The organism is Candidatus Roizmanbacteria bacterium, from assembly GCA_016700135.1.
Taxonomy (GTDB): Bacteria; Patescibacteriota; Microgenomatia; order UBA1406; family GWC2-37-13; genus UBA1450.
The window spans coordinates 273,919-296,211 of record CP065004.1 but is presented as its reverse complement, the minus strand read 5'-3'; the positions used below and the strand labels follow the sequence as shown (position 1 = coordinate 296,211).

At 43.7% G+C, this 22,293-nt stretch carries 22 protein-coding genes and 1 tRNA gene; 16 read left to right on the top strand and 7 right to left on the bottom strand.

Annotation, left to right across the window (positions count from 1 at the left end; genetic code table 11):
• The first annotated feature begins 295 nt into the window (after positions 1–295).
• Together IPM65_01685 and IPM65_01680 are read left to right on the top strand one after the other, a co-directional pair.
• A complete protein-coding gene (locus IPM65_01685; protein ID QQS44290.1) occupies positions 296–1,537 on the top strand; it encodes a hypothetical protein in 1,242 nt (413 codons plus the stop codon).
• Positions 1,538–1,593: 56 nt separating this feature from the next.
• Positions 1,594–1,989 (top strand): DUF1761 domain-containing protein, encoded by a 396-nt coding sequence (locus IPM65_01680; GenBank protein QQS44289.1) that lies wholly within the window; start codon positions 1,594–1,596, stop codon positions 1,987–1,989.
• Here IPM65_01680 and IPM65_01675 read toward each other — a convergent pair.
• On the bottom strand, positions 1,982–2,752 hold the full coding sequence (locus tag IPM65_01675) for a hypothetical protein (protein ID QQS44288.1): 771 nt from the start codon (positions 2,750–2,752) through the stop codon (positions 1,982–1,984). The two genes, IPM65_01680 and IPM65_01675, sit on opposite strands and share 8 nt — an antisense overlap.
• Before the next feature lie 366 nt (positions 2,753–3,118).
• On the opposite strand from IPM65_01675, the gene IPM65_01670 reads away from it, so the two are divergent.
• The 3 genes from IPM65_01670 (at position 3,119) to IPM65_01660 (ending at position 6,269) form a co-directional block, all read left to right on the top strand.
• Positions 3,119–4,366 carry a hypothetical protein gene (locus tag IPM65_01670; GenBank protein QQS44287.1) on the top strand — a complete coding sequence of 416 codons (1,248 nt, stop codon included), beginning with the start codon at positions 3,119–3,121 and terminating at the stop codon, positions 4,364–4,366.
• Positions 4,353–5,435 carry a D-alanyl-D-alanine carboxypeptidase gene (locus IPM65_01665; GenBank protein ID QQS44286.1) on the top strand — a complete coding sequence of 361 codons (1,083 nt, stop codon included), beginning with the start codon at positions 4,353–4,355 and terminating at the stop codon, positions 5,433–5,435. Before IPM65_01670 ends, IPM65_01665 begins: the two co-directional genes overlap by 14 nt.
• Before the next feature lie 90 nt (positions 5,436–5,525).
• Positions 5,526–6,269: a VIT1/CCC1 transporter family protein gene (locus tag IPM65_01660; protein ID QQS44285.1), complete on the top strand. Its 744-nt coding sequence runs from the start codon at positions 5,526–5,528 to the stop codon at positions 6,267–6,269.
• 177 nt (positions 6,270–6,446) lie between these two features.
• Here the strand turns inward: IPM65_01660 and IPM65_01655 are convergent, their stop codons facing one another.
• A complete protein-coding gene (locus IPM65_01655; protein QQS44284.1) occupies positions 6,447–6,704 on the bottom strand; it encodes a GlsB/YeaQ/YmgE family stress response membrane protein in 258 nt (85 codons plus the stop codon).
• A gap of 180 nt (positions 6,705–6,884) precedes the next feature.
• Between IPM65_01655 and IPM65_01650 the strand changes: the two genes are divergently transcribed.
• Positions 6,885–7,070, top strand: a complete 186-nt coding sequence (locus tag IPM65_01650) for a hypothetical protein (protein QQS44283.1) — start codon at positions 6,885–6,887, stop codon at positions 7,068–7,070.
• Here IPM65_01650 and IPM65_01645 read toward each other — a convergent pair.
• The 3 genes from IPM65_01645 to IPM65_01635 all read right to left on the bottom strand — a co-directional run bounded on the left by IPM65_01645 (position 7,062) and on the right by IPM65_01635 (position 9,732).
• Positions 7,062–7,760: a response regulator transcription factor gene (locus IPM65_01645; GenBank protein ID QQS44282.1), complete on the bottom strand. Its 699-nt coding sequence runs from the start codon at positions 7,758–7,760 to the stop codon at positions 7,062–7,064. The genes IPM65_01650 and IPM65_01645 overlap by 9 nt on opposite strands.
• A gap of 295 nt (positions 7,761–8,055) precedes the next feature.
• Positions 8,056–8,910 (bottom strand): glucose 1-dehydrogenase, encoded by an 855-nt coding sequence (locus tag IPM65_01640; protein QQS44281.1) that lies wholly within the window; start codon positions 8,908–8,910, stop codon positions 8,056–8,058.
• Positions 8,911–9,162: 252 nt separating this feature from the next.
• A complete protein-coding gene (locus tag IPM65_01635; GenBank protein ID QQS44280.1) occupies positions 9,163–9,732 on the bottom strand; it encodes a uracil-DNA glycosylase in 570 nt (189 codons plus the stop codon).
• Between the two features lie 64 nt (positions 9,733–9,796).
• On the opposite strand from IPM65_01635, the gene IPM65_01630 reads away from it, so the two are divergent.
• The 7 genes from IPM65_01630 to IPM65_01600 all read left to right on the top strand — a co-directional run bounded on the left by IPM65_01630 (position 9,797) and on the right by IPM65_01600 (position 17,133).
• Positions 9,797–11,080 (top strand): NAD(P)/FAD-dependent oxidoreductase, encoded by a 1,284-nt coding sequence (locus IPM65_01630; protein ID QQS44279.1) that lies wholly within the window; start codon positions 9,797–9,799, stop codon positions 11,078–11,080.
• An 81-nt stretch (positions 11,081–11,161) separates the two neighbouring features.
• Positions 11,162–11,779 (top strand): hypothetical protein, encoded by a 618-nt coding sequence (locus IPM65_01625; GenBank protein ID QQS44278.1) that lies wholly within the window; start codon positions 11,162–11,164, stop codon positions 11,777–11,779.
• A gap of 62 nt (positions 11,780–11,841) precedes the next feature.
• Complete coding sequence (locus IPM65_01620; protein ID QQS44277.1) at positions 11,842–12,492, top strand: signal peptidase I; 651 nt, start codon at positions 11,842–11,844, stop codon at positions 12,490–12,492.
• Positions 12,489–13,508 carry a lamin tail domain-containing protein gene (locus IPM65_01615; GenBank protein QQS44276.1) on the top strand — a complete coding sequence of 340 codons (1,020 nt, stop codon included), beginning with the start codon at positions 12,489–12,491 and terminating at the stop codon, positions 13,506–13,508. The genes IPM65_01620 and IPM65_01615 overlap by 4 nt, the downstream gene beginning before the upstream one ends.
• Positions 13,509–13,510: 2 nt before the next feature.
• Positions 13,511–14,497 carry a hypothetical protein gene (locus IPM65_01610; GenBank protein QQS44275.1) on the top strand — a complete coding sequence of 329 codons (987 nt, stop codon included), beginning with the start codon at positions 13,511–13,513 and terminating at the stop codon, positions 14,495–14,497.
• A 34-nt stretch (positions 14,498–14,531) separates the two neighbouring features.
• Positions 14,532–16,082: a quinone-dependent dihydroorotate dehydrogenase gene (locus IPM65_01605; protein QQS44274.1), complete on the top strand. Its 1,551-nt coding sequence runs from the start codon at positions 14,532–14,534 to the stop codon at positions 16,080–16,082.
• 4 nt (positions 16,083–16,086) lie between these two features.
• Complete coding sequence (locus IPM65_01600) at positions 16,087–17,133, top strand: YibE/F family protein (protein ID QQS44273.1); 1,047 nt, start codon at positions 16,087–16,089, stop codon at positions 17,131–17,133.
• Here the strand turns inward: IPM65_01600 and IPM65_01595 are convergent.
• Complete coding sequence (locus IPM65_01595; protein QQS44272.1) at positions 17,130–17,705, bottom strand: thermonuclease family protein; 576 nt, start codon at positions 17,703–17,705, stop codon at positions 17,130–17,132. The genes IPM65_01600 and IPM65_01595 overlap by 4 nt on opposite strands.
• A gap of 75 nt (positions 17,706–17,780) precedes the next feature.
• Between IPM65_01595 and IPM65_01590 the strand changes: the two genes are divergently transcribed.
• Positions 17,781–17,854: transfer RNA gene (locus IPM65_01590), tRNA-Pro, on the top strand.
• 11 nt (positions 17,855–17,865) lie between these two features.
• Here IPM65_01590 and IPM65_01585 read toward each other — a convergent pair.
• Positions 17,866–18,993, bottom strand: coding sequence for a hypothetical protein (locus tag IPM65_01585; GenBank protein ID QQS44271.1), 1,128 nt, complete (start codon positions 18,991–18,993; stop codon positions 17,866–17,868).
• Between the two features lie 62 nt (positions 18,994–19,055).
• Between IPM65_01585 and radC the strand changes: the two genes are divergently transcribed.
• Positions 19,056–19,727, top strand: a complete 672-nt coding sequence (gene radC / locus IPM65_01580) for a DNA repair protein RadC (protein ID QQS44270.1) — start codon at positions 19,056–19,058, stop codon at positions 19,725–19,727.
• Between the two features lie 51 nt (positions 19,728–19,778).
• Positions 19,779–22,292, top strand: coding sequence for a cation-translocating P-type ATPase (locus IPM65_01575; protein ID QQS44269.1), 2,514 nt, complete (start codon positions 19,779–19,781; stop codon positions 22,290–22,292).
• Position 22,293: the final 1 nt, after the last annotated feature.

The following is a 22,293-nucleotide window of genomic DNA, read 5'->3' as shown; positions in this document are numbered from 1 at the left end:
AAGAAGGAATGGGTTGTTCTTACAGTCTTTATACAGAATTCTCATATCCTACATAAAAACCGCGGATATACTGCAGATAGTCCTTGATCTATCCTCTATATTGGATGACAAAGGATGAAAAGAGCCCCGTGTATATCAATAGATGCAAGCAGATATTGCGGGGCTTTCTTTATTTAAAAACAATATAGCCGCGCCAGCCTTGATATATTTGTATGCGAAAAAGAGCGAGAAAGATATAAATATATATAGAATGGTATAATCAAGCATGCACATTTGTCACTCATTTCAAAACTGTATGCAATCCATTTGCATAAAACTTCTTCTTCTGGGATTTTTAATTTCGGTTTCATTATCAATACCCATGTCGACCTACGGTGCAGGAGATGTTGTGGCTCAAACTTCGCAACCATCTCAGGAAGTGATACAAATTGAAGTCAACGGGACAATTTCGAAGCAGCTTACTTATGATAAAGTCATGTATCTTGTCGGTAATTTCACTCAGGTAAAATTATCAGGCAGTTCTGCTATCTCACGGAACAATATTGCGTTGATAGATCTTGAAACCCAATCACTGCTTCCCTGGAATCCTTTATTTAACGGGAAAATACATGATATCGAGGTATATAATCAATACCTATTTCTGGCAGGAGAGTTTGCGGAAATAAACGGAGAAGCTCATCCGTATTTCGTTGTGGTAGACCGCAATACAAATGCCGTTCTTGAACCTTCGATAGAAGTAAATGCGCCGGTATATGCTGTTGAAAGATACAATAATGCTCTGTTTGTAGGGGGAGCCTTTACATCTTTTGCCGGTGCAGAGCGGTCATATATTGCATCATTCAATCTTGATACCTCTGCCTTAAATGCCTGGTCACCGTCTCTGAACGGACCGGTAAGATCAATTGTTATACAGGATAATCTACTGTATGTAGGCGGTGAATTTACTGAGATAGACGGAAGAAGGCAAAGCTACCTCGCTGCATTTTTCCTTCCGTCGGGCGAGCCAAGCGCATGGGCTCCGACAGTATCCAATCCGGTCAGCGGGATGATATACCGTGATGACAGTCTGGTGGTTACTATGCAGGATTCTGAAGCACAGGAATATTCTGAGGCAGTTATTCCGATTGCAGATATCACCCAAACTCCCGTGCAGACTTCACCCGTCATCACACTTGCGGTTTCTCCCACGGCTGTACCGGAAGTACAGGGCTTAATGGTAGACACAAGTGAACTCGGCTTTGCCATCCCGACTCTTTCGGATTTGCTGACTTTTGCTATCCGAATATTTTTTGTCATAGCAGGACTTGCGGCACTCTTCTACATGCTTATCGGTGCTTTTGCGTGGGTGACATCAGGCGGGGACAAAGATGCCGTAACGGCAGCCCGTGAAAAAATCCAGTCAGCCATAATAGGACTTATCATGATGGTCGTAGTTTTGGCTATTGTCTGGACACTGGAACAGGTTGTTTTCAAACGCAGAATCTGCCTCGGTGTATCCTGTCCTCTCACTCTTCCCAGTCTTATTGAACCCATATAAGAACGGGAATATAGTATCCTTTCTATAGTTTGTATTAGAAATTCATTATTACCTGTATGATACTCGGAGGAGTTTTACTGGCAGTACTTGCCAATCTTATATTGGGGACAATCTATTATTCACCGGCTGTCCTGGGAAAGCCATGGATGAAGCTGACAGGGGCGGGACCGGACAAGATGAAAAAAGATCAGATGATATTTCTAATGGCAGGCGGAGCTCTTCTTGCTCTTATAAATGCCGGAATACTCGCTTTGCTTATGCCGCAGTATGAAGTCAGTTCCTATTCTCAGGCTCTTCTTTTCGGCGGTATTCTCTGGTTCGGATTCATGATGCCGACCGTTTTTCTGAACAATATGTATCAGATGAAACCTTTTAGGCTGTCTGTCATTGACAGCGGTTTCCAACTGGTGTCTATACTTGCTATGAGTGTGATCCTGTACCTTTTCATGTGAGTTTCAAGGCATCACCCAACTCAAAATTTCCTATACGGGTCCGCTTGATTGAGAGTGCCAAAGCACCCGTGCCGAGATTTTTCCCTATGAGATGCGCAAGTGACCTGACATAGGTGCCGCTTGAACAAACGATACGGCATGCAGCAATCATACATTGTTTCTCAGCATACTCTGCATATGCTTTGTTCCATGTTTTTGTGATTTCTTCCTGTCTGAAGTCTCCGTGAACAAGATCAATTCGTTCCATAATGCGGTTGTATATGTCTTTCAATTGAAGGTATTTTATATTCTTAATCTGAAAATCCGAAATCTCAATTATTTTTTCAGGGATACGAATGTCTTGCAGTTTATTCAGTCGTGCCCAGTAAAAAAGAGGTTTACCGTTGACCCGGGCTGACGAATAAGGGGGATAGGGCTGCACGTGTTTGCCGATTATAGCCGGTGCATATTTCCTGAAAGCTTCTTCAATATTGGAGGGTATTTCCTCAAATGATTGGACAATGCCCAAAGGATCATACGTATCCGTCGTTATTCCGAACAGTACTTCAAATTCGTATTCTTTTTCGAGCCGCTCATATGTTTTTCTTTTATTATTTTCGTCATCTGCAAGAATGAGAAGCAACCCTTCCGCCATCGGATCAAGTCTTCCTGCATATCCCAGAGCAGTGTCTCTCCATTGAGGATAATGACGTCTCAAAAGCCTTATCATGTCCAGTGGAGTCTTTCCGACGGGCTTGTAAAGCTGTATTACTTTTTTATACATATGTAAGAAGTATTTATGCTACCGGCAATTTTCGAATATTTTTTGATTAAGACTATTATAACAGCATATTTAAAGCATGTAAGAATTTTTTGAACAATAAAAAAAGATGAAAGCAAACATGAAGTCCATAGCGGCCTGTCAATCCGCTTACAGTATTTTTACATGATCTTCATAGAACATTGACATCTTTTGAAAGGGTTGGTATATTTTTGACTCACACTTTTAAAAACAATCTGCTTGCATCTTTCATTTACTTTTTGCCAAATCTTTGGAACTAAAAAACCCACTCAAGTTTTCTTATCGTTATGAAGTGGGAGAAGTTTTGAAATTTGTAAATGAATGAGTGATTGTTAATTTTTTTTCTTTATGAAAAACAAAATATCTGAAAGCATGAACTATATCGGACTCGGAGTAGCATGGGCGATATTTATGTTTGCCATTTTCTTCCAGCCGATACAGAAGAATGTTATTTCTCCCATTGCTTCGTCTATTTTTCCCCTTCATTCATTATCGGATGATGAGCTGAAAAATACTCATTATGAAGTGTTCGGATTCCTACCGTTTTGGAATTTCCACAATGCGGACAACATTGACTTCGACACACTCACAACTCTTGCATACTTTGATGTGAAGCTGTCTCCGGAAGGAAACCTTATCAAAGACGATGCCGGTTATCAGTCGTTTATCAGCGAAGAAGCCACCCGGATTTTCAAAAAGGCACATGACAACGGTACCCGTGTTGTGCTGACCCTGACTCTTATGAACAATACCGGGATTGAAGCATTTCTGGACGATGATGAAGCCCAGGAGAGAGCGATTTCTCAATCAGTGCGCCTGGTGGAACAGCGCGGTATTGACGGGATAAATATTGACATTGAGTATGACGGAGATGCCGGGGATCATTATCGGGATCGGTTTACCATTTTTGCTGACAGAATGACCCGTGCTATGCATAAGGAAGTTGCTTCTTCGCAGGTGACGGTTTCCGTATATGCATCAGGTGCGAAGTACCCGAAAGTACAGGATATCGGCGATGTGGCCCGAGTCACTGATGGATTGTTCATGATGGGCTATGATTTCGCAATCACATCCTCTGATGTCGCTATGCCGACCGCTCCTTTGGGAGGTCACAAAGAAGGAGAATACTGGTATGACATTTCTACGGCAGTTGATGACTTCCTTGCAGTCATGCCAGCAGATAAACTCATTCTGGGGACACCGTGGTACGGTCTGAACTTCGAAGTCTATGAACCGAACTTTAAAGCGGAGACGGTGTATTCATACTGGTACGGGAGACGCGGGAAAATCGCAACATATGATGATGTCAAGAACACGGCTGCGGATATGAGCGGCTGGGACTCTCTGGGAAAAGTCTCCTGGAAAGCCTATTACAACGAAGCAAGCGGCACATGGCGCATGATGTTTATCGATGACGTGCGGTCTATGGGTGCCAAGTACGATCTTGCAAAAGATAAGCAGCTTTTGGGAGTCGGCATCTGGGCACTGGGATATGAAGGAAACAACCGCGAAACTTGGGACCTCATTGAGGCCAAATTCGGCAATAAAATTGCCGACATTAGAATTTTAGAAAAACCAATCTATGAACTTCTCTAATATCAAACTTTCTTTCAACGTTGATCAGGAAAGTTTTCTTAAACTAAATTATCGTCCCTTTATTTTCGGTATGATCGCCGTCGTCGTTATGAAACTGATATCTCTTGCTGGATTTCAACCGACTGTTTTTCAAAATGAAACGCATGAAACAGTTTCAGTATTCGATACCTTGAGACCGAAACTTGAACAGAAAGTCAATTCCTTCAAACTGAAAAAGAATACCTCTCTGATTCCTCAGGCTGTCGCAGCTGCTGATTATGACAATGCAAATGCCTACACAGTTGTCGATCTTGATACCGGAGAAATTATCGCCGAAAAAGACGGGGATATCCCTCACTCGATTGCATCCATCACGAAGGTAATGACGGCCGTTATTGCTTTGGATCTTGCTTCACCTGACGAATCATTTATCGTTTCTCAAAATGCAGCTGATATTGAACCTACCAAAATAGGGGTTGTTGCCGGAGAGACCATGACATTGGATGAACTTCTTCATGCTTCGCTTCTCACCTCCGCAAACGACGCAACTGAGGTTATCAAAGAAGGAATTGATGCAAAATACGGAGAAGATGTTTTTATCGATGCTATGAACAGTAAAGCGGCATTTATCGGAATGGAAAATACCCGCTTTGCAAACACGCAGGGATTTGATGACCCGAATCATTATAGTACCGCACATGATCTTGCACTTCTGGCACACTATGCAATGAATAATTACCCTCTTATTCGGGAAATCGTAGCTAAGGACTATGAATTTTTAGCTGAAAATGAACAGCATAAACAGTTTGATCTCTATAACTGGAACGGACTTCTGGATGTGTACCCGAAAACATATGGGATTAAAATCGGCAATACCGGAGATGCGGGAGTGACGACGATGGTTGCATCGGAACGGGGCGGTAAAAATATCGCCGTGATCTTACTCGGTGCTTCTGATGTATTGGAACGTGATCTGTGGGCATCACAGCTTTTGGATGTCGGATATGAACAAACAATCGGACTTGATCCGATCGTCGTGACGGAAGAAGAGCTGCAGGCAAAGTATGCCACATGGAAATATTTTAATTGATATCTGCTTGTTTCTGCCTCACACGTGTGGTTTATCCCGCGCGTGTGGGGCTTTTTCAGTTTATTACGTAAAATGTGCTAGAATAGAGGTATGGAATACACGAACAGAGATCTGCAAAAACATCTTCAGGAAGAACATAAAATGTCCCCTTTTTCTCAATATCTCAAAGAAATTGTCTATGGAGGTGTCGACGGCATTGTCACGACTTTTGCTGTTGTGGCCGGATTTGCCGGAGCAAATGCGGGTATGCATGTCGGCGGATTGGGCGCTATGACGGTGCTTCTTTTCGGGCTGGCGAATCTGTTTGCAGATGCTTCATCTATGGCCTTGGGGAACTTCCTTTCGATACGGTCTGAGCAGGATAGGTATTCACAGGAAGAAGCGAAAGAACGATACGAAGTTGAGAACAATCCCCGTATGGAAATGGCTGAGTCTGTTGAGATACTGAAACAGCAGGGCTTCAGTGAACCTGATGCGGTACAGCTTGTGGAGATCTATGCCACCAATCCTCAGTATTGGGTGAATTTTATGATGAAATATGAGCTTGAGATGGAGGACTTACGTCAGGAAAATCCCTTTTTTACCGGGCTGGCTACATTTATGTCGTTTACGTTTTTCGGAGCTATTCCGCTTTTGCCGTACATCATTAATCCCAACTATCCCTATGCATTTTTACTTGCAATCATAGCAACGGGCATTGCACTTCTTCTTCTCGGCATTCTCAAACTGCAGGTTACCAAGCTGAATCCCATCCGCTCTATTGGAGAGATTGTGCTCATAGGGAGTGTTTCGGCTGTGATCGCATATTTGGTAGGTACGTTCTTCAGAGTATAAATCAAGGTGTACGGGAGATTTCATATGGCAGATCGCTTGCCAGATCCCCATCGGGTACTATCACTGTTAGGAATGTGAGTGCTCCCATCACCGTAAGCAGCATTACAAAAAGCAGATGTACGTCGTGCTTGCCGCGATATTGCGTGTTATGAATTTGTAATCGTCTTTCCATAATAATTATTTTGCCGGTGAATTTATCATTCTTCCAAACCAGATCAGTACGATAGCTCCGAGCGTTGCCACGGAAATACTGTAAATATTAAAACCGATAATTCCCGGTTGACCGATCAGATTGAGCAGTAAACCTCCGACGACGGCACCCACTGTCCCTAAAATAATATCGGTTACCAGACCTTGTGTGGCGTGCGTGCCCAGAATGATTGATGCAAGCCATCCAGCGGTTATTCCTAAGAGTATCCATAACATGAGTTCCATAGATATAAAAGTTAAACTGATATGAGTTTATGATCTCATAATATATTTGAAGCATTGGAACGGTATAAGAGAGCAATAAGGGATTTGTAAGAAGGGATTTACACCATTTTGATCAACCACAGATATTCCGTTCATAATCGGCATCTAGTATATGAGAGTTGTCAATTTATTTATACTTCTATGTTGAATATCATCGAAAACTCATCCGTGAAAACGGTTTTGTTTGCAGAGCAAAAAAGTGAGCAAATTACCCGAGATGCCCACCCGTTCCGTCCTGAAATCCGGGAACGGAAGAAACCGAGGGAGAAACGGAGATTTGTTTCTCCGCCGGTGGGTGATATCATACAGTCACGCTTCTTATTCTGATTCCTCAACACTCGGTTCCTTTATCATGTATCCGAAACCGCGGACTGAGTGAATAAGTTTCTGGTCGAATCCTTTATCTATTTTTTTCCTGAGATATCCGATATAGACATCTACGATACGGGTTTCGATATCTACCGCAGAAAGCCAGAGACGGTTCAGAATCATATCTCTTGTGAGAATTCTGCCTTTGTTCTGCATCATGTACTGCAGCAGTTTGAGTTCCTGAGGGGTAAGAGGAATCTTTTTCTCTCCCCGTCGTACTTCAAGAGTTTTGGTGTCCAGTTCAAGATCCCCTATTTTCAATTTCGAGTCATCTCCGCTTTTTCTTCGGAGCCGTGCATGAATTCGGGCAAGAAGGATATCCGCAACAAACGGTTTGGTGAGGTAATCATCAGCACCTAAATTCAAGCCCTGAATGATGTCGTGCGGTGTGTCTTTTGCAGTCAAAATGATGACACGAAGATCGTCAAACTCTTTTCTAATTTGCTGACAGATGCTTTCTCCGCTCATATCAGGCAGTCCGAGGTCCAAAAGTACCAGGTCCGGCACTGATTTTTTAATAATTTTCAGTCCGGTAATTCCGTCTTCAGCAGTTAGTACATTGAATCCGTTATCAAGAAGGAGCTCTTTGAGATATGTGCGAATCCCTTCATCATCTTCGATAATCAGTATTGAGTAGATCATTGACATAAGTATTTATTCTCTTACAAATTGTTAATAAGATATTTCCACAATCCTTAAAGGTGTAATCTATTATGGTTATAACTTATAAATTTTCCTTAATAAAAATGGTTGCATTTAAACATTCTTTATCGCACCTTACATACCGCTTATATTCTAACAAAGGAATTGTAAGAAACGGGAAAGAGTGTAAGAAATTGCCGCCGGAGACACTCAGGATACTTCCGTATCTCATAGAAAAATATGACTAACGTCAAGGGGACGACGTGTAGTAAAAAGCCCAAGGAGAAGACCTTGGGTTTTTTTATGCATTCACGATCTCACCGCCGTTGGGGTGTATGACCTGTCCGGTGATATAGGTGGCATCGTCTGAAGCAAGGAACGCAAATGCGGGAGCTACTTCTTCAGGTTGTCCGGCACGTCCGAGCGGGACGTCAGTCCCAAACGTTTTTACCTGCTCTGCGGGGAACGTGGAAGGGATAAACGGGGTCCAAATCTGCCCGGGGGCTACGGCATTTACGCGTATTTTTTTCGGAGCAAGATTGAGAGCAAGAGATCGGGTAAAGGAAACGATTGCCCCTTTTGTTGAGGAATAATCTACCAAATGTGAACTGCCGCGATAGGCTGTGACCGAAGTAGTATTGATGATGGCATCACCGGCTTTCATGTGAGGCAGTGCGGCATGTGTGAGATAGTAATAGGCATATATATTTGTTTCAAACGTTTTCTTCCACTGTTCCGGAGTGATATTCAAAAAATCGGTTTGCTCTTCCTGATATGCGGCGTTATTTACCAAAATATCAATACTTCCGAATTCCTCCAAAACTTTTTTCACAATCGTTTCGCTAAGCGAGTGTTCTGTCAAGTCTCCTTTTATCAGAAGACATTGTTTTCCTTCCTGCTGTACTTGTTTCCGGGTTTCTTCGGCATCGGTATCCTCTTCAAGATATGCGATTACGACATTGGCACCCTCCTGAGCAAACCGAACTGCCACGGCACGTCCGATTCCGCTGTCACCGCCGGTAATAATTGCCGTTTTGCCTTCGAGACGGCGGCAGTGTACGTCTTCTTTTTCAAAATCCGGAGCGGGTGACATTTTGTATTCTCTTCCGGGTTTTTGCTCCTGATGCTGGGCCGGAAATTGGTTCTTTTTGGCCATAGGAAATTAGAATTTTCAATAGATAGAGGATATCTCAAAGAAATGAAGACGCCGTAACAGACGCTTTAGAATAAGGTAAGATCAGGACAACTGAGATCTCAGAATCCCTGTGATTTTGCGATTGAAGTCAAAGCCCACAGGATTACAATAACGGCAGCAATAAATGCCATTTCTCCCGTATGTCTCAGAATGCGCGCTTTTTGTTGTTTTGTTAATGCCATACTTCATAATACCTAGAAAGAAAAACAGTTGTCAAGGAGTGCTTATCAGGGATTTGATTTTACGGAAATCATCGGTAAAAAAATCCCGGTACTTATTTGGGAAACGGAGCACTGCAGCAGGATGAAGAGTGATTAAAATCCGGCGGTTATTTTCTTCGATGACAGTTCCGCGCTGTTTCAAGATAGGAATATCTTTTCCGAGCACGGCTGAAACGGCAGTTTTCCCCAGAAGTACCATGATTTGAGGATCAATGATAGCAACTTGCTGCATGAACTTTTCTCGGGAATGATCTATCTGCTTTTTACTCGGCGTACCCCTCTTAGGGAGATACTTTACGGGACTGGTGATATATACGTTTTGTTCTTTAAGTCCGATACTGCGGATCATGGAGCGCAAAAGTTTACCCGAGCGTCCGATAAAGGGCCTTCCGCTTACCGCTTCCTGCTTCCCCGGAGCCTCTCCCACAAACATGACATCTGCATCGGGATTGCCTTCTCCGAAAACAAGCTTTCCGACGGTATCCTTTTTACATTCACTGCATTTTCCGATCAGCTTTGCCAGTTCATCAAGCCGTTGCTGTTTTGATTTTGCAGTAGTCATGGTATTGATATTGTAGCATCCGCTTTTTTGATGCAGTTTGATAATAATCTGGTAATATTATGAAATGCATATCGCAATCATCGGAGCAGGCTTTACCGGCCTTTCAGCAGCCTACGAACTGCAAAAAGAGAATATTGATATTACGGTTTATGAAAAAGAGTCCGAACCGGGAGGGCTTGCTATCGGATACAAAAAAGAGGAATGGGACTGGGCACTTGAAAAGCACTACCATCATATATTTACTTCTGACAAAGCAATCAGAGATCTTGCAAAACAGATCGGAGTCGATTTCCGATTCTTTCGCCCGAATACATCATCTCTGGTTGACGGAAATATTTATCAACTGGATTCTCCTCTCAAAGTGATGGAGTTCCCGAAATTGAGTATTGCTGAGAGGCTTCGCATGGGAGCAGTCCTGGGGTATCTGCGGTACTTGGCCGACTGGAGGGAAATTGAAAAGTATAAAGCGCACGATTGGTTATTGGCAAACATGGGAGAGAAGTCATACCGTATGTTGTGGGAACCTCTGATGGTCTCCAAATTTGGCCCGTTTTATAAAGATATTTCACTCGCATGGTTTTGGGCACGGGTGAAGGCACGGTCTCCGCAACTCGGATATCCTGAAGGCGGATTCCAGAACATGGTGGAGGTTCTGGCTGAAAAGATAGAAGAACGCGGCGGGGTGATAAGATACAATACTCCGACACACAAACTGGCTCAGAAAGACGGCAAAGCAGTTGTGAAAATTAACGGCGCAACTTATGAATATGATGCCGTGATTGTCACGGTCCCGAATATTCTGTTTTCGAAGATGACTCCTGACCTTCCTGATGAATATCATGAAAAGCTGCTGTCATTCGAAGGGATCGGTGCCGTCAATATGGTTTTGGAGATGGACAAACCGTTTTTTGATACGGATGTCTACTGGCTCAGTATCTGCGAAAAAGAGTATCCATTTCTGGCGGTTGTGGAGCATACTAATCTTATTGAAAAAGAACACTACAATAACAGGCATATCGTGTACGTGGGGAATTACCTGCCGCATGATCATGAATATTTCTCGAAATCACCCAAAGAACTGCTTGAGATCTATGATCCGTACCTCAAAAAACTAAATTTTCAGTATCGTTCCGCCCTCAAAGATATAACCGTATTTAAAGTCCCGTTTGCGCAGCCGATAGTAACCCCGAATTTCTCCGAAAAAGTCCTGCCTTTTGATACTCCTATAGAAAATATGTATCTGGCAAACATCCAACAGGTGTATCCCTGGGATCGCGGAACGAACTTCGCAGTCGACATGGGGCGCCAGGTAGCAGGTCATATAGTAAACAAATACAAGTCAAAATAGTGTGTAGTAAATGTGTACTTTCCTTGACAGAACCGACATGATTGTTTTCTATCTTCATTAGAAAGGGGGTGCGTACATAAAATGAAAAAAATTCTTGCAAGTATCATGACAATTGCTCTTGTGGCAACTTCAGCTGTTGGAGCGACTCGTGCGTATTTCATTGATACAGAAACTAGTGCCGGTAATACTTTTGCATCCGGGACACTTGACCTTGCTGTAGACTCAGAGAATCCTTTGACTTCAGCAAAATTCAATGTCACAAATATGAAACCGGGAAGTCAACCGAAAGGTACTTTCAATTTGCAAAATGTCGGAACAGTCAATGGATATATTGACCTTGAAAACATTGTTGTAACCAACAATGAAAATTCATGTCTTGAACCTGAACAAGAGGCGGGAGATACCAGTTGTGGTAATCCTGGTCTTGACGAAGGAGAACTTCAAGATGTTGTCAATGTAAGACTATTTAACGACTTGGATTGTAATGGATGGGTTGGAACTGGAGATACCACATTTTACAATGGACTCGTAAATGGTCTTGCCAGTAGTTATGAGCTAAATACAGCCCTTAATGCTGGTCAGAATGCCTGTGTCACTGCAATCTTTGATTGGTGGTCAACTTCAGATGACAGTAAAGCGATGGGTGATGATATGTCAATTGATATGACATTCGAACTCGGACAAACAACTGGTCAATGATGTTGAATTTTGTCAATGGAGAGGAGATGCATCTCCTCTCCAAGAGAGAATTTAACTATTAAATGAATAATTTAAAAAAAATATCAAAAATTATATACAACTTTGTAGTTGTACTGCTTATCGTGATAGCTGTCTTCTCTGCTGCGTCAGTACTTGATATTCCTGGTGGCGTGAAGATGTATGTTGTTGAGTCAGGTTCAATGGAACCAGTAATTATGACAAAAAGTGTGGTCTTTGTTCGACAGTTCGAAAAATATCAAAAGGAAGACATAATTACATTTGCTGATGCGAACAACGAGACAGTAACTCATAGAATTATCGGTGTTAATACTGATCAAGAAACGACTTTTACAACAAAAGGAGATGCGAATGACGTACCAGATGGAGTTGAAGTGCCTTCAGGGTCAGTAAAAGGGAAAGTTATACTCTCAGTTCCATATCTAGGTTATCCGATAGCTTTTGCCAAAACTCAAACAGGTCTTATCGCTCTTGTAGTCATTCCTGCCACGATCATCATTTATAGCGAACTGATGACTATCAAAAATGAAGCAATCAGACTTCTCAGGGAAAGAAAAAAGAGAAAACTGTCGCTCATAGAAAATGCAGAAGTGGCCGTAGGCATGGAGGTTATGGAGGTGCAGGATGAGATAAAATCTACGGAAGAAAAAATTGAGCGCAAACTGTTTAAGAAAAAAAATAACAAGAAAAAATGAAAACCCATGTACTCAAGCTGCTCATACTGATAATACTGCTAGCACTTCCCCGAATACCCGGGACGAGTTCTTCATATATCGATACCGAATCCGCAAGCGTTTCTATGGCCGCCGGTGTTTGGGAGGTCGAGGAAGAAGAGCCGGATGTTACGGGAACAGTCGTCATCAATGAAATCATGTGGATGGGATCCAGCGCTCATGATAATGATGAATGGATCGAACTCAGAAATATGACAAATGAGACCGTAAATCTGTCAGGATGGTATTTTACAGGAGCGGGCGCAGGGTCAAGTATTATCACACTGACAGGAAGCATCGCACCAAACGGGTATTACCTCGTCAGTAATTACAATCCCAATAGTCCTCAATCGGCTCTTCATAATAGCATTGTCCTTGATCAGCCGACGGCAAATCTTTCATTTCTACAGACAGGGGAAGTGATTTCCCTGTATGACAGCACACATGTTTTAGTCGATCAGACGCCTACAGGGAACTGGGCTGCGGGAGTTGACGGACCGCCACTTTTCCAATCGATGGAAAGAAACAGTGACCCGACAACAGGCTGGCACACCCGTATATCTGACGGTTGCAATAATGTCGGGTTTTGGGATGTTGAAGGAAGCAATTACGGCACGCCGCGTGCAGAGAATCTTTCTGAAAACGATCCGTCACTTCGTATTGCATCGGCATTTTCTGAAGCAGTTATTTTGCCCCCGGAAATAAATTACTTTGCGAAAAGGGAAGACGGTAAAACGGTCTCATTCAGTCTTTCAAATATAGGTGCATTCACACAGATGGAATATACCCTTACCTACATTGCTTATGATAAGGAGCAAGGCATCGGTCCGAGTTTAGTAGATGTATCGGGACAAAACCATTACCAAAGTCCTGACATTGACCTCGCGACCTGTTCAGATGGAATATGCACCTATGATGAAAATACTAATCAATTTTTACTTGAAGTCACATTCACTAATGCTCAGGGAGACGTAAGAACATTAACAAGTTCATTCTAAACATGCGGAATTTTGTTAGGGGAATTCTCTTATTCTTTTTTTTGTTCGTTGTGGCATCGAAAGTCGATGCAGTAACAAAGACTTCTGCAAATATTACTGTCACACTTGACGAACCACTCTTTTCTTCATCCATAATCTGGTATCCAACCCGTTCAGAAATTAAACCAGTGACAGTTACCAATACAAGCGGAGAGCTTAAATATCTCGGACAGGCAGCCCGGAATATTTCTACTTCACCCGGTGAGAATATTGCAGCTGTTCTGGATCTTGAAGTCAGCCGGCAATCTGACGGAAGCGTATTATGGACAGGCACTCTTCAGGACTTGTATGACGGCGGCGAGATCGGGTTGGGGACGATTCTTCCCGGTGATACGATAACATATCACTACACGGTTACGATGAGAGATGTCGGGAACGACTATCAGGGAAAAAGCACGGGTTTTGATCTTGATATCGGATACATCGCCCAGTCACCTACCAATACGCCCACCCCGACAAACACACCCACTCCACAGCAGGGATCTTCCAACTCCGGAGGTGGGGGAAGCACCTCGCAAAGTACATCCAATCCGGGCGGCGGGACAGGAGAAGTATTAGGAGCGGTGCAGTCAAATGCCTTTCGGTCACTCGTAAGGAGCGTGAGATCGGCGTTCGGAATCTCGGAAGATGAAGAAAATACTGAAGCAGGCAGGCCTACACCGACTCCCGAAGAGCCTTCTGAAAATATACTCGGCGAACAGGATGATATCTGTCAGAATGCTTCGTGGTGGTGGCTCGTCATATTGATATACGGAGCAATCGGAGTCTTGTTCTATGGCTTTGGGAAAAGAATAAAACGACTTGTAAGAATACTTCTTCACGGATTCCTTACTGTTGCTGCAATTGTGTTGCTTGTATACGCGTTGTGCAACTGGATATTCGCCTTCATTCTGACTGCGGTCATCGGTCTTATCACCCAGCTGCTTGTCGAATCGCACGCTCAAGAATGATCAAATCCGCCGCGAATTGGTGGTACAATAAGACATGTCAAAACTCCACAAAAACCTTCAACTTGCAATATTTATTGCAGTGCTGATCGGATTGATCGATGCAAGCTATCTCACTTACAAACATTTTTATGAACCGCTGGCGACCTGTCATATCGGGTTTTTGGGAGACTGCGGAACCGTACTCCGGAGCGAATACTCAATCATGTTCGGGGTTCCGCTTGCGATCTGGGGTATCATTCAGTATGCTGCGATCGGCTATTTTGCGTGGCTGTCATTTACTTCTGAAAGTGCTTTTTACAAGCGTCTACTTTTTTTTCAAACCGCACTCGGTTTCATTTTTTCACTGTATTTCGTATATATTCAGATAGGCATCATCGGAGCATTGTGTCAGTACTGCTTACTTTCGGCCTTGACCAGTACCTTTCTGTATATCGTGGTCCGAATGCGGTTTCAGAAAGAATACCGTTCCTTCGTGCTTGCCAAAATAGAATTTTTGTATAAATTGGCCGTAAAGCCCTTTTTCTTCCTGCTTCCCGCTGAATTTGTCCATGAACAGGCGATGTTCTGGGGACCGATATTCGGAAATATCCCCGTGATAAGACGCATCTTTACACATTTTTTCAAGTACCAAAATCCAAAACTTCAGGTAAAAATCGGGAAAATCCGGTTCGATAATCCCATCGGTCTTGCCGCCGGATATGATTACAACGCCGTATTTACCGGAATTCTCCCGGCTGTCGGATTCGGTTTTCAGACGGTGGGAACTATCAGCAACAAACCCTGTGAAGGAAATGCATCGCCTCGCCTCGGCAGACTTCCGAAATCGCAGTCACTTCTCGTCAACAAAGGATTCCGTAATCCGGGTGCTGACCATATCATTGAAAAATTTGAAGGAAAAAAATTTGAGTTTCCCGTGGGGATAAGTGTCGGAAGAACAAATACGGAAGAGACAAACACTCTTGAAAAAGCCGTTGATGACATCGTTCAGGCTTTTAAAAAATTCGAAAAATCAAAACTGAAAAACAGTTATTATGAACTCAACATTAGTTGTCCCAATCTGAAAGGGAATCTGAGTCTTTATCCGCCTGAAAATTTGAAGAAACTTCTAAAGGCAGTCGAAAAGGTCAAGCTAAGCAAGCCGGTATTTGTCAAAATGCCGATTGAAAAGACCGATGAAGAGGTACGGGGGATGCTGAAAGCAATTTCATCGTTCAAGTATATAACCGGCGTCATTTTCGGAAATCTTCAAAAGGACCGGAAAGACGGATCCTTTCACAAAGATGAGATTGCACAAGCCGGAAAAGGAAATTTCAGCGGAAAGCCGACCTTCAGACGCTCGAACGAACTGATAAAACTGGCGTACCGTGAATTCGGAGAAAGGTTTGTCATCATAGGCTGCGGCGGAGTATTCACACCGGAAGATGCCTACCGCAAGATCAGATACGGTGCGACTCTCGTTCAGATGATCACCGGCATGATTTATGAAGGGCCGCAGCGGATATCACAAATCAATCACGGTCTTGTCGACATGATGAAAGAAGACGGTTTTGAGAACATATCCGAAGCAGTCGGAGTTGATGCCTAACATTATGAAACGAATTCTAAGTTGCCTTACCGTTTTTTTCTTCCTTTGGAATATTTTTTTACCGGGCTCCGTGCATGCGCAAAATCAGGATCCGATTCGGGCGACGATTACCGAATTGTCAAACGGGAATATTGTGGTGGAGATCAGTGAAGGTGATCGTGCCGGACAGGAGCTGCAGGTCTTGCAGTTTGATGAAAAGCAGATTGAAAATCAGGGTCTGCATAAAGGTGATCAGGTGCTTGTAAATTTCATAGAGGGTCCCGGAGGTCGGGAACAGGTGATAATTGTCGATCAGTTCAGGCTGTGGCCGCTTGCCGCACTATTCTTCCTTTTCTTAGGAGTTGTTGTTGTGATAGGACGTAGGAAAGGGTTCTTTTCGTTTCTCGGGATGGCATTCTCGTTTCTCATCATCGCACAGATGATTGTACCGCAGATTCTTCTCGGCAATAATCCGATACTGATTTCATTAGTTGCTTCCCTTCTTGTCATCCCTATCACCTTTTATATTTCACACGGCATTAAACGGAAAACGACGATCGCTGTTATCAGTACCTTTTTGGCACTGGTTTTCACTGCCATTTTAGCCGTTGTCTTTGTAAATCTGGCAAAACTGACGGGATATTCGGCAGAAGAGGCGACCTTCATAACAGCACAGCAGGGAGATACTATCAACATCCAGGCACTTCTTCTTGCCGGTATTATCATTGGTGCGATGGGGGTTTTGGACGATATTACAATATCTCAGACTTCAATCGTATCAAAGCTCAAGAAAGCGAATCCGAAGTTCTCGAGGTGGGAGCTGTTTCGGGAATCCATGGACGTCGGACATGATCACATTGCATCGCTGGTAAATACATTAGTTCTTGTGTATGTCGGTGCATCACTTCCGCTTTTTGTACTGTTTTCAAGTTCCCAGTTCGGAACGCTTTCTGATGTGATGAATATGGAGATCGTTGCTACGGAAATTGTTCGTACATTGGTCAGTAGTATCGGGATAGTATCGGCGGTCCCTTTGACAACTCTTCTTGCTGTCTGGTATATCAAAGATTAGTTGCAGGAGCCCCATAAGCCCTTTTCTTCAGATTGTGCCTGCTGCTGAGCTTGAAGAAGGAGCGGATGGTACTTCACATCCGGAGGATAGGTGATCACCTGAGCAAAGCCCTGCTCAATCAGAAGTTCGTTTACGAAAATGGCCTCATCGGTCGCTTCAGGATTGGGGAGATAAATGTATCGCAACAGTCTGCCGTACCGGTCAGTTTCCGAGACATCTTTTTCAAGAAGGATTTCCTTCCCTTCGACAAGTTCCTTGTTTTTTTGTGCGGCTTCCCTGCCGAAACACTGTACTGGTTTGTTGGGATGCTTTGTTTCCGGTGTATCCACTCCGATGTATCTGACTTTTTCTCCCGTCTCAAGCTCTACTGTGTCACCGTCAATGACACGTGAAACGGTGGCCCGCTGCATACTTCTGTAATCGATTTCGGCCAGAGCATTGGTCTCTTTGGCGATTTGGTCAAACGGCAGGTGCTTTGCGTATTCGGTCTTCGCCAGTTCGGCAACCATCATCGCCAGGATGACCAAAAAAGGAACGATGTACAGCTGCCATAGTTTGACATTTTTTGTCATAAGTATTCATTGTACATCAAGAGCGGTGGAATCTATACAAACGGAGGTAAAGCTGATACAATAAGGGTCATTATTCGGGACGTAGTTCAGATGGCTAGAACGTACGCTTTGGGAGCGTAAGGTCGCGAGTTCGAGTCTCGCCGTCCCGACAGATCTTCTTTTACCATCCGCACAATACAAGTACCGTATTGTCTGCATCAGTGCGGGGACAGGTGCGTTCTTCAATATTGTTGCAGGTATATGTCTGATTACTGTCATCCCGGCAGGTATTACTGTTCAAAGGCTGACAGCTCCGGTTGTTGTCGCGACAGATATACTGAGTCGTGATATTACAATAATTCGATTCTTTGTCTTTTCCGAATGATACAATGGCGCGCACAAACTTGCTTCTCCCTCCGGTGATTCTATCGTATTTATTATATTCAAAATTCACCGTTTCACAGCCTTTTACATCAGGACGACATCTGTAATCCGAGTCGAGATAGTATGCCTTACCGTATTGATCCGTCACATCTGCATCCGTAAGGTATGGCCCTTTCCAATTGGGAAAAGTCCCGTCAGTTGCAATAAGGCCGGCCCGCTCATTGTCGATGAAGACTTCAGGATTGTGGACACAGATATTCGGATCCAGATGATTGGGAAGCTGTCCTGTGGCATCGCTGAGCTTTTCGATTGCCAGTTTGATTTTTGCGAAATCCTGGGATGCCTCATCTTCCTGAAGACCGGGAATTTTCAGAATATTTGCGCCGATGAGATTGATGATCAGAACGACTGAGAAGGTAAAAATGAGGCCGATGACGGCACTCGTAACCAGTCGTTTACCCTGTGCGATTTTAAATTGGTCACCCTGAGCAGTCACCAAAAGAAATGCCCCGTAAATAATGGTCATAAATGCCAGTACTCCGGCAGCAGGAAAAATCAGATAATTAAGAAGAAAGTTTAAGACACCCCCTGCGGAGCTGATGTTCGTAAAAGATCCCAGACCCGTATTCAGGCATCCGAGTTGAGTGTAATATTTCCCGGAAGCGGGAACGGGCGGCTTATTAAAATTCTCAGCTGCACGATCTTCATTGATTTTAAGAGTCAAATTGGCCTTTGGGTCATGATTCGTACCATACTCCACAGGATACAAGCACTCAGCACATGATGCCCAGTTCTCGGGAGGTGTTCTGCCGTTGCAGTAACCGCAGGCATCACATTCAGCGATCCGCTGTGCCTGAACAGGCGAAAAAAGTGGGGAAATAACTACAAAGAATAACAATAAGAGTGAAAGAATACGGTTTTTCACACTCTTAGTATACACGCAAGGGAAAAAAGAAAACATATATGATAATATGTGTGTAATTACATATGAATAACAAGCTTGTACCGACACATATCCTTCCCAGGGAAAAACTGAAAAGGTTCGGAGCAGCTCAGCTCAAAGATTATGAGTTAATCGCACTGCTTCTTCGGACTGGTATCTCCAAGAAAAACGTTTTGGATTTATCACGGGAAATACTGGACGGAAAACAAATCGAGGGCCTCACTTCAATGACTTTGAGTGAGTTAGGGCGTATTAACGGATTGGGACAAAGCAAAGCCGCCTCACTTATTGCCGCTTTTGAAATCGGCAAACGGTTGTATTCTGCAGTATCGCATGAAGAAGTGACAATCAACTCGCCTTCTGATGTATCTGATCAGCTGAGAGAGATACGGTCAAAAGCAAAAGAGCATTTTGTAGCCTTTCTGCTAAACGCCCGGAATCAGCTTATGAGAAAGGAAATCATTTCAATCGGTACTCTGAGTGCAAGCCTTGTCCACCCGAGGGAAGTATTTGAGCCGGCAATTTCGTATAAATCGGCAGCAATTATTGTCGCACACAATCATCCGTCAGGAGATCCCACACCATCTGATGCCGATATCAAAATTACAGCTCAACTTGCAGAAGCAGGAAATATTTTGGGCATTGAAATACTAGATCACGTGATTGTCACCGGTGAAAAATATCTCAGTATGAAAGCAGAAGGGTATATAAAATGAACTGAAATTTGATACACTGTAAAGAATATATTATTGATATTGTCATCTCCTATGCGCGGATTAACAACTGAACGGGCTGAAGAACTGCTGAAAATACACGGTCAAAATGTAATCGAAGAACAAAAGAAGGAAAATTTCTTTGTCATTCTGTATCAGCAGCTCAACAATTTTTTAACCGTACTTCTTTTTGTAGCCGCACTCCTTTCCTTTTTTATCGGCGAACCGATTGACGGGGCACTTATTTTAGCAATTGTCATCCTCAACGCACTCTTCGGAGTGTATCAGGAATATAAGGCAAATGAAGCTCTGGCGGCATTGAAGGAAATGACTGTCACGAAAATCCGCGTGATACGGGACGGTAGGGAGATCGAAATTGACAGTCATTTGCTTGTGCCCGGAGACTTTATTTTTATCGAAGAAGGGGTAAAAGTCCCGGCCGACGGCATCATCCGCGAGAGCGTCAATCTGGAGGTCAATGAAGCTGCTTTGACAGGAGAATCGATGGGAGTTTCGAAGAAAGTAAAAGACGAAGCGTTTATGGGCACTATTGTGACAAGGGGAAGAGGATATTCGGAGGTCACAGCCACCGGCATGCAGACGCATTTCGGTAAAATTGCCAGTAAGCTTGCAAATATCGAAGAAGCAAAAAGTCCCCTTCAGACCAAACTGGAATCGGTAACAAAAGTCATCGGTATCATCGGGATTGTCGCTTCTCTTGTCGTATTTTTCCTTGCAACATTCCAGGGATCGGCATACTTTGCCGCATTCCTTTTGGCAATCTCACTTGCGGTCGCGGTAGTTCCGGAAGGGCTTCCGGCCGTCATGACTATCACCCTTTCAATCGGTGTGAAAGAAATGGCAAAACGCAAAGCAATTGTCCGTAAATTGACTGCGGTTGAGGCATTGGGCAGTATCACTCTGATTGCGACCGATAAAACAGGGACACTCACTACAAACAAAATGCGTGTCAAGGAGCTCTATTTTGACGGAAAAATCCAGAAAGACACCCATCAGAACAAAAAATCAGAGGCCTTTAGAAAACTTATTCTCAATTCCGTGCTTTGCTCAACTGCAAAGCTGACGCCGAAGGAAAACGGTGAGGGATTCCATATGGTCGGTGATCCGACTGAAGGTGCACTCCTGTATCTTGCGCAGGAATCGGAAAGTATTCCTGAAGCAATCAGGGATACCTGGAAGCTGGTTGAAGAGATCCCGTTTGACAGTGTCAGTAAAAGAATGACGGTGAAAGTCTCGCAAAAAGATGAATCTTATACTCTCAGCAAAGGGGCCCCGGAATCTATACTGGAGCTTTGTGAACATATCCTTGTAAATAATACAATCGTATCTCTCACAAAACAGATGAAGGAAGAGATTTCGGAGGTACTCGAAACCTGGGCAGAACAGGGGTTACGGGTGCTGGCATTTTCATACAAGGAAGGCAACGGGGAAAAAATCGAAAAGCAGATTTTTATCGGCATGACTGCAATCTATGATGCTCCGCGTCCGGAAATTGTTGATGCGATCAAGCGCGCTCACAGTGCGGGCATCCAGGTCGTTATGGTCACCGGTGACAATGAAAAAACGGCAGCAGCAATCGCGCTGGAATCAGGCCTCATGGAAAAAGATCACAGAGTTCTGACGGGTAAGCAGCTTGATCATATGATAGATGAAGATCTGCTCAAAATTCTTCCGGAAGTGCGGGTATTTGCACGTGTTACACCGTTTCATAAACATCAGATCGTTTCGCTTTATCAGAAGTGCGGTGAGATTGTCGCCGTCACGGGAGACGGTGTAAACGATGCTATTGCGCTCAAACAAGCCGATGTCGGGGTCGCAATGGGGAAAGTCGGGACCGATGTCGCACGTGAAACGGCAGATATGGTCATCACCGATGACAACTTCGCAACTATTGTTGATGCGATCGAGTCAGGAAGAAATATCATTAAAAATCTGCGTAATGCGATCACGTATCTGCTTTCCTGCAATGTGACTGAGGCACTGTCTCTTATAGTCGGGCTGTTGCTTGGATTTCCTCATATTTTTTATCCGATCCAGTTTTTGTACATCAATCTGGTGACCGACGGAATACCGGCTTTGGCGCTTGCTTTCTCGCCGCGTGATCCGCATGTGATGAAACGGAAACCTGAGAAAAAACTGAAGCTTCTTGACGGAATCGACCTGTGGTACATTTTTGCCGTAGGCGCTGTAGCTTCGACCATTGTTCTCGTGACATTCTTCTGGTTCTATGACGTCAACAGAATGCTTGCGAATACGGCAGCATTCAGTGTACTTGCACTGATCCAGTCATTTATTCTGGCCGATGTATGGCTTTCCAAAAGAAACCTCTTCACTCATTTCGGCAAACTTCTTTCTCCGATCTTTTTCCTGGCCTTTGCACTTCCTTTTGTTACACAATTCAGCATTGTCTCAATTCCTGCTTTGCAAAAGGTCTTTTATGTGAGTTCCGTTTCGCCGGCACAGTTCGGGATGTTTGCGGTCATCGCATTCGTAGTTCTTCTTCTTATGACTGTCATCAAGCCTGTGATCGGAGCCGGAAAAGAATGAT